Annotated in this window: 9 protein-coding genes; 1 reads left to right on the top strand and 8 read right to left on the bottom strand. The window is 28.9% G+C overall.

Features of this window, described 5'->3' with window-relative positions; translation table 11 throughout:
• Positions 1-6 precede the first annotated feature (6 nt).
• The 8 genes from folA to ribF form a co-directional block, all read right to left on the bottom strand.
• Positions 7-492 carry a type 3 dihydrofolate reductase gene (folA, locus tag CRV11_RS01940; RefSeq protein WP_136131660.1) on the bottom strand — a complete coding sequence of 162 codons (486 nt, stop codon included), beginning with the start codon at positions 490-492 and terminating at the stop codon, positions 7-9.
• A gap of 17 nt (positions 493-509) precedes the next feature.
• Positions 510-3,767 (bottom strand): carbamoyl-phosphate synthase large subunit, encoded by a 3,258-nt coding sequence (gene carB / locus CRV11_RS01945; protein WP_136131661.1) that lies wholly within the window; start codon positions 3,765-3,767, stop codon positions 510-512.
• A 13-nt stretch (positions 3,768-3,780) separates the two neighbouring features.
• Positions 3,781-4,926: a glutamine-hydrolyzing carbamoyl-phosphate synthase small subunit gene (gene carA / locus CRV11_RS01950; protein ID WP_136131662.1), complete on the bottom strand. Its 1,146-nt coding sequence runs from the start codon at positions 4,924-4,926 to the stop codon at positions 3,781-3,783.
• A 238-nt stretch (positions 4,927-5,164) separates the two neighbouring features.
• Positions 5,165-5,977 (bottom strand): 4-hydroxy-tetrahydrodipicolinate reductase, encoded by an 813-nt coding sequence (gene dapB, locus CRV11_RS01955; RefSeq protein ID WP_136131663.1) that lies wholly within the window; start codon positions 5,975-5,977, stop codon positions 5,165-5,167.
• Positions 5,978-6,117: 140 nt separating this feature from the next.
• Complete coding sequence (ispH, locus tag CRV11_RS01960) at positions 6,118-7,035, bottom strand: 4-hydroxy-3-methylbut-2-enyl diphosphate reductase (RefSeq protein ID WP_136131664.1); 918 nt, start codon at positions 7,033-7,035, stop codon at positions 6,118-6,120.
• Positions 7,036-7,113: 78 nt separating this feature from the next.
• Positions 7,114-7,605, bottom strand: a complete 492-nt coding sequence (lspA, locus tag CRV11_RS01965) for a signal peptidase II (RefSeq protein WP_136131665.1) — start codon at positions 7,603-7,605, stop codon at positions 7,114-7,116.
• Positions 7,580-10,396: an isoleucine--tRNA ligase gene (gene ileS / locus CRV11_RS01970; protein WP_136131666.1), complete on the bottom strand. Its 2,817-nt coding sequence runs from the start codon at positions 10,394-10,396 to the stop codon at positions 7,580-7,582. The genes lspA and ileS overlap by 26 nt, the downstream gene beginning before the upstream one ends.
• Before the next feature lie 50 nt (positions 10,397-10,446).
• Positions 10,447-11,388 carry a bifunctional riboflavin kinase/FAD synthetase gene (gene ribF / locus CRV11_RS01975; protein ID WP_136131667.1) on the bottom strand — a complete coding sequence of 314 codons (942 nt, stop codon included), beginning with the start codon at positions 11,386-11,388 and terminating at the stop codon, positions 10,447-10,449.
• Positions 11,389-11,672: 284 nt separating this feature from the next.
• On the opposite strand from ribF, the gene rpsT reads away from it, so the two are divergent.
• Entirely contained in the window at positions 11,673-11,933 is a 261-nt protein-coding gene (gene rpsT / locus CRV11_RS01980) for a 30S ribosomal protein S20 (RefSeq protein WP_136131668.1), read from the top strand.
• Positions 11,934-11,953: the final 20 nt, after the last annotated feature.

The raw sequence follows: 11,953 nt of genomic DNA on the forward strand, positions 1-11,953 counted from the left end.
AACATATTATTTATAATAACGACGTAATATTTCAAAATTACAACTATATTTATTTTTTTTATCAAAATTATGAAATCTACTAAATATCAATTTCCATTCATGAGGATTATAATATGGAAATTTTTTATCACCTTTAATGTTAACATGTACGTGAGTTAAATAGAGCAAATCAGCATCATTAATCATTTGTTTATATATACTTTCACCACCTATTATCATTGTTTCGCTGAATGTATTTGATATTGTTACTGCTTCATCTAAAGACCTGGCCCAAGTTATGTTTTCTGATTTCACAGGATTACTACTAACAACAATGTTGAGTCTATAGGGTAAAGCACGACCTATTGATTCGAATGTCATTCTTCCCATAATAATAGGTTTATTAATAGTATTTTTTTTAAACCACATTAAGTCTTCAGGAAGTCTCCACATCATCCTATTTCGTAATCCTATGAAATGATTATTTTCAAATGAAGCAATTATACTAATCATTTTTAAATACTCTAAAATTATTTTTTATTAAAAAAACAATTAGTTTTGTTATTATGCAATTGTTTATGTAATTCTTGTATAGAAATAATCCTATCAATTGGATCAATATCTAGTGCCATAACTGTAGCAAAACTTCCATTTAATGTAGTGTTATAGTATACATTATATTTAAGTGCATTATTCCTGATCATTCTTGAATCTTCAATAGATTGACGACCAGAGGCAGTATTTACAATGTAAGTATATTCACCGTTATTTAAGCGATCTTGGATATTTGGATGTTCACCATCACGGACTTTTTTTACTACACGAACATCAATACCTGATTTTTTTAATATTAAAGCCGTACCATATGTAGCATCTAATTTAAAACCAAAATTTTGTAATTTTATTGCAAGATCAACGATACGCTTTTTATCACGTTTTCTAACTGACAATAAAACTCTTCCATTCTTTTTCATATTACATTGAGCACTTAACATAGCTTTAGCAAACGCTTCCTTAAAACTTCTTCCAATACCCATAACCTCACCAGTTGAACGCATTTCCGGACCAAGAATTGGATCAGATCCTTGAAATTTAATAAACGGCAAAACTACTTCTTTTACTGAAAAATAATTTGGAATGACTTCTGTAGTAATATTTTGGTCAGATAACGTTTTTCCGACCATTACAAGTGCAGCAACTTTTGCTAATGGAATACCAGTAGCCTTAGATACAAATGGAATAGTACGTGCAGCTCTTGGATTGATTTCAATCAAGTAAACTTCTTGCTCTTTAACTGCAAATTGAACGTTCATAAGACCGCAAATATTTAACTCTTTAGCTAATTTTTTTATTTGCTTGCGTATAACATCTTGAATGTCTTGGTTTAAGGTATATGCAGGAAGCGAACAAGCAGAATCTCCAGAATGCACACCAGCTTGTTCTATATGTTCCATAATTCCTCCAATTAATAGATGATTACCGTCAAAAATAGCATCAACATCTACTTCAATAGCATCCTCTATAAAATGATCTATTAATATTGGATTATCATTAGATATGAACATTACAGATTGAAAATAATTTTTGAGATCATATTCATCGTATATGATTTCCATAGCACGACCTCCTAAAACATACGAAGGACGTATTAAAATGGGATAACCAACTTTATTAGCTTTATATATAGCTTCATCTAAACTTACAACAGTATCATTATCTGGTTGTTTTAAATTGAGATTTTTCACCAATTGTTGAAATCGAGAACGATTTTCTGCACAATCTATGGAATCTGTACTTGTACCAATGATAGGCACACCATGTTGTTCTAATAAACGAGCTAATTTTAATGGAGTTTGACCTCCATATTGCACGATTACTCCTAAAGGTTTTTCAATACGGACTATTTCTAATACATCTTCTAATGTTATTGGCTCAAAATAAAGACGATTAGAAATATCGTAGTCAGTTGATACTGTTTCTGGATTGCAGTTGATCATAATAGTTTCGTAACCATGTTCACGTAATGCTAATGAAGCATGAACACAACAATAATCAAATTCTATACCTTGCCCTATACGATTTGGTCCTCCTCCTATTATAATGATCTTTTTTTTGTTTTTATTTGGATTTGATTCACATTCTTCTTCATAAGTTGAATACATATATGCAGTATTAGTATCAAATTCTGCAGCACAAGTATCAATACGCTTATAAACTGGATATAAATTATAAAATATTCTCCTTTGACGAATATCACTCTCTTTTACCCCAGTTAAGTGTGCTAAACGTTTATCAGAAAAACCTTTACGTTTTAACATTAATAAAAATACTTGATTTAAACCATCTATTCCTTCTAATATAACTTTGTTCTCTAAATTTACTAGTTCTTCTATTTGAATTAAAAACCATTTGTCAATGTTGGTCAGTTTAAAAATACTATCAACAGACATGCCCGCTCTGAATGCATCGGCAATGTACCAGATTCTATCTGAACTGGCTATTTTTAGTTCATTACGAATATCATTTAATTTTATATTTTTATTAATATTTAGTTTAGTATCTAAACCGCTTACTTCAACTTCCAAACTACGTAATGCCTTTTGTAATGATTCCTGGAAAGTACGTCCAATAGCCATTACTTCACCTACAGATTTCATCTGAGTAGTTAAGATATTATTTGAACCGGGAAACTTTTCAAAATTAAAACGAGGTATTTTAGTAATAACGTAATCAATAGATGGTTCAAATGAAGCAGGTATTAAATTTCTTGTAATGTCATTTTTTAGCTCGTCAAGAGTATATCCTACTGCTAATTTAGCAGCTACTTTAGCAATAGGAAAACCAGTTGCTTTTGAAGCTAAAGCAGAAGAACGTGATACTCGAGGATTCATTTCAATTATTATTAATCGCCCATTTTTTGGATTTATTGCAAATTGAACATTAGAACCACCTGTTTCTACTCCTATTGCACGTAACACTGCTATAGAAGCATTACGCATAATTTGGTATTCTTTATCTGTTAATGTTTGTGCAGGCGCTACTGTGATAGAATCTCCCGTATGGATACCCATAGCATCAAAGTTTTCTATTGAACATACTATTATGCAGTTATCATTTCGATCTCGTAATACTTCCATCTCATATTCTTTCCACCCGATTAGTGATTCGTCAATTAATAATTCATTAGTAGGTGAAAGATCAAATCCTTGATTACATATTTCTTTAAATTCGGTATCATTGTAGGCTATACCACCGCCAGTTCCTCCCATAGTAAATGATGGACGTATAATACAAGGAAATCCTATATAATCAACAATTTTTAAAGCTTCTCCTATGGTTTTTGCAATTCCAGATCGTGCAGTTTCTAAACCAATATGCTTCATTATATTATCAAATCGCTGACGATTTTCTGCTTTATCAATACTATCAGAACTAGCACCAATCATCGTTACATTAAACATATTTAATATTCCCCTACGATCTAATTCTAGAGCGCAAGTCAATGCTGTTTGTCCTCCCATAGTAGGCAGCAAGGCATCAGGTCTTTCTTTTTCAATAATTTTTTTTATAATTTTCCAATGTATTGGTTCAATGTAAGTAACATTAGCCATATCTGGATCTGTCATAATAGTAGCTGGATTAGAGTTTACTAAAATGATACGATAACCTTCTTGTTTTAAAACCTTGCAAGCTTGTACTCCAGAATAATCAAACTCACAGGCCTGTCCTATTATAATAGGACCTGCACCAAGAATCAGGATAGAATTTATATCTAGACGTTTCGGCATTATTAACTCCTGATTACTTTTTTGAACAGCATTCATCCATCAATTCAATAAAATGATCGAATAATAACATTGCATCTAAAGGACCGGGACTTGCTTCTGGGTGTCCCTGAAAACTAAATGCTGGTTTATCAAAATGATGAATACCCTGTATTGTGTCATCAAAAAGTGAAACATGTGTTACATATAAACAATTCGGTAAGCTAGTTTTATCAACTACAAAACAATGATTTTGCGCGGTGATCATGATTTTATTATTACTTAGATTTTTTACTGGATGATTTCCGCCATGATGTCCCGCTTTCATCTTTGTTATCTTTGCACCATTTGCTATAGCTAAAAGCTGATGTCCAAAACAAATTCCAAATATCGGAATTTGTATTTTTAAAAAATATCTAATATAATCAATGGCATATTTGCATAAACTGGGGTTTCCTGGACCATTAGATAAAACAATGCCATCTGGATTCATATCCATTACTTCTTGTGCTGAAGTTTGAGCAGGAACTACTGTTAAATAACATCCTTTATCTACAAGAATACGTAAAATATTAATTTTCACACCATAATCATAAACCACAACATTATAACGAATTGATCTATTGTTTTTTTGTTTTGCAGCATCATGATTTATATAAACATTGCCCTGATTCCAATTATAAATATGAGATGTAGTAACTTCTTTTGATATGTCTTTATCAGCTAATCCTATAAAATATTTAATTTTTTGTAAAGCAACTGAGCAATCTAAATTGTTATCTGTTATAATACATCCGTTTTGTGTACCTTTATTACGGATTATACGAGTTAATTTTCGGGTATCGATATCTGAAATAGCAATGATATTTTTGCGTTGCAAATATTTTGATAAGCATTCTTGATTACGAAAATTACTAGCTAATAATGATAAATCACGAATTATCAAACCACTAGCATAAATTTTATTTGATTCCTCATCTTCAAAATTAGTACCAACGTTTCCTATATGAGGATGAGTCAAAAGAATAATTTGAAGAAAATAGGAAGGATCAGTTAAAATTTCTTGATAACCAGTCATTGATGTATTAAATACAATTTCTCCTATTGTAGAGCCAGCAGCCCCAATAGCACGACCGAAAAATTGAGTCCCATCTTCTAGTACTAAAAGAGCTGATTTAACCAAAATATTCTCCTAGAAATGATAAAGTAGATTTAGAAAAATTAATAATGCTGTAAATTACATTAACTATTATTTATATTATTGTATTTTATTAAAACCTAATTTTTATTAGCAGCTATAATAATATTATTTAATATAAATATTACTTGTTAATAAACAAATAAATAAAGCAAAAAATCTTAATTACTTTAATTTATTAAATTATTATGATGAAATCATTTAAGGTAATATTATTTTAATGCTACACAGATGATAATCCAAGCACATCCCACATATTGAAAAAACCATATTTTTTACCTTGTAGCCATTTTGTTGCTTTCATGGCTCCTAAAGCAAAATTCATACGATCACTGACTCTATGTGTGATTTCTATACGCTCTCCTATATTTGAGAACATTGCGGTATGTTCACCTATAATATCTCCAGCTCTTATTACAGAAAATCCGATTGATTTTTTTTGGCGCTTACCAATAATTCCTTTACGGCTATATATTGCATGTTGATCGAATTCCCAATTCATTATATTAGCTATTGTTTTTCCCATAGTTAATGCAGTACCCGAGGGAGCGTCAATTTTATTACAATGATGTGCTTCAATAATCTCAATATCTGAATTGTTTCCTATTATTTTAGCTGTCTTCTCTAATAACTTTAGGACTACATTCATTCCGATGCTAAAATTAGCAGATAAAATAATTGGTATATCATTAGATAACCTGTTAATTAATTGATAATCTTCTTGATTAAAACCTGTAGTACCGATGACCATAGATTTTCTATATTTATGGCATATATTTAAATTTGCTAAAGTACTTTTTTTGTTTGTAAAATCAATTAGACAGTCAAAATGATCAATTATATTATATATATTATCTGTTATTTGTATACCAATTTTATTAATACCTATTAATTCTCCTGCATCATGTCCAATTAATGTTGATCCTGGTTTTACTAAAACGCTACGTAAATTAATATGTTCTTTTTGCGCTGCTCGAATTAAATTAAGACCCATACGCCCTTGAGCACCTGTAATAGCTACTCGCATAATATCCATAACAATCCTTTATGAAATTACTTTATATGAAATATAACATATCGACATTTAATTAAATATTAATTAATTACATTAATATAATAATATTAACAAATAAGTAAATTTTTAATTAATTTGTTAATGTGGATATAAACTAGCTGTCATAAATGGAACCTGATTTTTTCTTGTTTGCCTATCAGTTCTATAATACTATTACTACTTGTTTTATTAAGATACTCTATAACTTCTTGTACCAAAACATCTGGAGTTGAAGCACTAGCAGTAATACCAATATATTTGATATTTAATAACCATTTTTTTTTAATATCTTTAGCTGAATCAATCAATTTAGCTCTTTTACCTATACTTTTTGCTACTTCAACTAATCTATTAGCATTAGATGAGTTTTGTGAACCAACAACTAATATTAATTCTGCATATTGGGCCATACACTTAACCGCTTTCTGTCTGTTAGAAGTAGCATAGCAAATATCTTCTTTACGTGGCCCAGTAATATAAGGAAAGCGTTGTCGTAATTTATCTATAATCTTAGTTGTATCATCAACTGATAAAGTGCTTTGAGTCATAAAATTAATTTTTTTTTCGTTTTTTAATATTAATTTAGATATATCTTCGATTGAGCTTATTGTATATATTCCTCCTGATTTATTTTCATACTGTCCAATTGTGCCTTGTACTTCTGGATGATTAACATGACCTATTAAAACAGCTTCTATACCATTACGGCTAGCTTTTTTTACTTCCATATGTATTTTTTTTACTAATGGACATGTTGCATCTAGTAAAATTTTAATATTACTATTTTTAGCTTCTTTTTTTATTTTTTGAGAAACACCGTGTGCAGAAAATATTAAAACAGAGTTTTCAGGAACTTCGTCAAGACTTTTTACAAATATTACGCCAATTTTCTTTAGATTATTAATTATATAATAATTATGTACTATTTCATGATATACATATATTGGCGCACCATATATTTCTACTGCTTGTTCAACAATAGTAATTGCCCGCCTAACACCTGCACAAAACCCTCTAGGATTTGCCAGCAAAATTTGCATTATTGCTCCAATCTATAACTGATATGTTTATTGAGTTATTAAACTACAATTATGGTTATTTTGTATTCTATCTGATATTTAAAATTTCTTGAGTATTAATAATATTATACCTGAAAGTATACAAATATCTGCAAAGTTAAAGGTAGCAAAATGGAAATTTGTGATATGAAAATCAATAAAATCAACAACAAAACCATTGTAAATGCGATCAAACAAATTACTTAATGCTCCACCAACAATAAAAGCATAAGCAATAGATTTAGATATATTAGAATAATTATAATAAACTGTAACCAATATAAATATAATAACAAATATAGAAAAAATTATAACAGACCAATATTGCCAATATTTACCGTCAGATAAAATGCTGAAAGCAATACCATAGTTTTGACAATAAAATAAATTTAAAAAAGAAGCTAATGGATATTCTTCATATAAATACATCCTGTTCATTATTTCTTTCTTAGTATAAACATCCATAAAAATTATGGAACATACTAATACTAACAACCAGAATAGGATTTTAAATTTAATGTATTTATTATACAAATTTTCGTTTTTCACCATTACCAATTAAATTTGAATGACATCGATTACATATACCAATATATGGAGCAATATTTTGAATATTTTTAGTATAATGCCAACATCTAGGGCATTTATCCCCTTCAGCTTTATAACACTCTATGTTTAGATCTTTGAATATTTCACTTTTATATGCTACCTTACTTGAATACTTGTATTTTAAAATTTGAACATTAGATGTTAATAATACAAACTTTAATTCCTGCCCTAACATTCCTAATTGTTCATATAATTTTGGACCTACATATAATTTAACATCTGCTTCTAAAGAGCTGCCAATAAATTTATTTTTTCTTGCTTGTTCTATTACTTTATTAACTTCACTTCTTATATTTATTATATCTTTCCAGTAGTTATCATTTAATATATCATTATCTGATAAACCAAAAAGATTTTTATACCATTGATCTGCAAACACATACTTTGTGCGATCACCTAATAAATGATTCCAGATTTCATCAGCTGTAAAGGATAAAATTGGTGCAATCCATCTTACTAATGCTTCTATTATATGCCATAAAGCTGTTTGACAACTTCTACGCTCTGGACTATTTCTCTTCATTGTATACTGTCTATCTTTAATAATATCAAAATAAAAAGAACTCATTTCTACAGAGCAAAAATATATTAAACGCTTAATAATAGTATGAAATTCATATTTGTCATAAAGAGAAATAATATCTTTTTGTACATTTTGAGCACGTCCTACTGCCCACTTATCCAATATTAGCATATCATTAGGGCTTACTAAATCAACTTCTGAATTAAAATCGTGTAAATTTGCCAATATAAAACGTACAGAATTGCGGATTTTTCTATATGAATCAACAGAATAATTTAAAATAGAATCAGAAATATTCATTTCAGTAGAATAGTCAGTAGCTGCCACCCAAAATCTTAAAACATCTGCCCCAAATTTTTTTATTACATCTTTTGGAGAAATTACATTACCAATCGATTTTGACATTTTTCGTCCTTTACAGTCTACAGCAAAACATTGTGTTAAAACTTGACGAAAAGGAGCTTTATTATTAATAACAGTAGAAATAATCAATGAAGACATAAACCAACCACGAAACTGATCTAATCCTTCTAAATACATATCAGGTTGTTTATTTCTAAAATCTGATCGTGTTCCTACTATTGTACAGATAGTCGAACCAGAGTCAAACCATACATCAAGGGTATCAGTTACTTTGAGATAATTATTAGGTTCTCTTATAAATGTTTCTGGATCTAAATCCCACCAAGTTTGAATTCCATATTTTTCAATCAATAATGATATTTTTTCTATTATATCTAATGTATCTGGATGTAATTGCTGAGTTTCTTTATGTATAAAAAGAGTAATAGGTACTCCCCAAATACGCTGACGTGATATACACCAATCAGGTCGGTTTAATATCATAGATTCTATACATCTTTGTCCCCAATTAGGAATCCAATTAACATTTTTAACTTTTTTTAATAATTTTACACGGAGATTTTTATGGTTCATATCTATAAACCATTGTGGTGTCGTTTGGAAAATAATTGGAGTTTTATGTCGCCAGCAGTGAGGATAACTATGTGATATATTTTCATTACTCAATAATGCATTATTATTTTTTAATAAATTAATAACAATATTATTGCCTTTAAAGATATTAATATTATCCAGAAATGGATGTGTGCCTTTTAAATATAGTCCGTCTGGACTGATTATATTTATATTATTAATTCCATATTTCTTGGCAACAAAGTAATCCTCAACACCATGGCTTGGAGCAATATGTACGGCACCAGTACCTGCATCTAGTGTAATATGATTACTTAAAATGATAGGAGCAACGGCATCAAAAATAGGATTTTGGAATTTTTTAAATTCAAGTTGTTTACCTTTACATTCTCCTAGTATTATCCATTCATTCACTCCTATTCGTTTTAATGAACTTTCTAGTAGATCTTTAGCAATAATCAAAAATAAATCTTTGGTTTTTATTAATTGATAATAAAACTCTGGATGTAATGCTATAGCACAATTTGCTGGAATAGTCCAAGGAGTAGTTGTCCAGATAACTAAATAAACAAAATCGATCTGTTGTTTTAAACCAAAAATATCACAAATCAGGTTAGTATTTATTGATTTAAACATTACATCTATTGCAGGTGAAATTTTATCAATATACTCTACTTCTGCTTCTGCTAAAGATGAACAACAATCTATACACCAATGAACAGGTTTTAGATCTCTATATAAATATCCTTCACTTATAATTTTACCTAATACTCTGATAATATCAGCTTCAGTTTTAAAATTCATCGTTAAATATGGATAATCCCAATTTCCTATTACTCCTAAACGAATAAAATCAGTTTTTTGTTTTGTTACTTGTTCACTTGCAAAATCACGACATAATTTGCGAAAATTTGCATAGCTAGCCTGATTTCCTCCTGGTCTACCTACTATTTGTTCAATCTTATGTTCAATAGGTAAACCATGGCAATCCCATCCAGGTATATAAGGAGCATCATATCCTGATAGCCCTTTAGATTTAATGATGATATCTTTTAAAATTTTATTTACAGCATGACCAATATGAATTTGACCATTAGCATATGGGGGGCCATCGTGCAAAATAAATAATTTTCTTCCTTTTTTAGCTTCTCTAACTACTTGATAGAGATTATCATTATTCCAATGATTTAAGATTTCTGTTTCGGTGCTAAAAAGATTGCCTTTCATAGGGAAGTTTGTTTTAGGCAGATTTAAAGTAGATTTGTAATCAATCATTATGTTTTTCATTCCATCTTAACGTAGATCTGTAATAAATGATTATATTTCTAAATTCTATTTGTATTATTCAAAAAAAAATTTTTGGCAGCTATTATGTCTTTTGAAATTTGTTTTTTTAATGTTTCTAAGGATTGAAAACATTTCTCATTTCTTATCTTATGTAATAATACTACATCTATATATTTACCATATAAATTTATATTTATATCTAATAAATGTACTTCTAAACGATAACAAAAATCTTTTAATGTTGGTCGCATACCTATATTTGCTACTCCAAATAAAGGTCTTGCAAATATACCTTGCACTTTAACCGCATAAATTCCTCTTACTGGACATACATTGCGATTTAAATTAATATTAGCAGTAGGGAAACCCAATATATGTCCTAACGAATTACCATGTACTATTCTACCAGAAATAATAAAAGAACGACCTAATAAATATTTAGCTAAAATCAGGTTATCGTTTGCAAGAGCATTACGTATGGAAGTGCTACTGATTCTTTCATTTCCATCGTATAATGTATCAATAACATCTAAATTAAAATTATATTTTATACTAGCCTTTTTTAATAACAAGATATTACCTTTCCCTCTAGCACCAAAACGAAAATCATTACCTAAAGCAAGGTATTTTATACCCAATTTGTTTACTAACAACTCGGAAATGAAATTCTGAGGGGATATCATTGAAAAATAATGATTAAATCTTACACACAGTACAATATCTACTCCTAGTTTTGATAAATATGTTAATTTTTGGCGCAAAGATGTTAAACGCGCTGGTGCATTTTTGCCAATAAATAATTCAAGAGTTTGTGGCTCAAACAACATCACCATAATAGGTAACTTAGATTTAATTCCTTTTTCACGTAATTTAAATAGTAAAGCTTGATGACCTTTATGAACACCATCAAAATTACCAATTGTCAATACACAACCATGATGCTGTTGTCTAATATTATGAATACCACGTATTACATTCATAAGTAACTCTAATTATTACAGGTTATAATATTAATAAAACACACATATAACTATTAATTATGCATTAAATATTCAATTTAAGAAACATTTAATTTTACTTAAAATCAAAACACATTTTGAATGTATAATTAAATATTAAATATCATTTTATAAAACAAAATATTTTATTAAAATAATTACTGGATTTTTATGAATAAAACATATTGACAAAAAAATCTATAACATAGATAATAAATTATTGGTATTAATAATAGTTATTGTACATGTTATAGGAAATAAAAATTTTGGCAAATATCAAATCAGCTAAAAAAAGAGCTATCTATTCTGAAAAAAAAAGAAGAATTAATTCTAGCTATCGATCTATGATTCGTACTTTTGTGAAAAAAGTTTATCTAGCGATAGAATCAGGAGATAAAATAATTGCTCAAAATGCATTTAGTAAAATGCAACCAATACTGGATAGACAATCCACTAAAGGTTTAATTAGTAAAAATAAGGCTGCCCGATACAAATCTCGACTGACAGCACGTATTAGTAAATTATAAACCCAGATTGGATTGTTTTG

Source organism: Candidatus Pantoea edessiphila, assembly GCF_002933335.1.
Classification (GTDB): domain Bacteria; phylum Pseudomonadota; class Gammaproteobacteria; order Enterobacterales; family Enterobacteriaceae; genus Pantoea_C.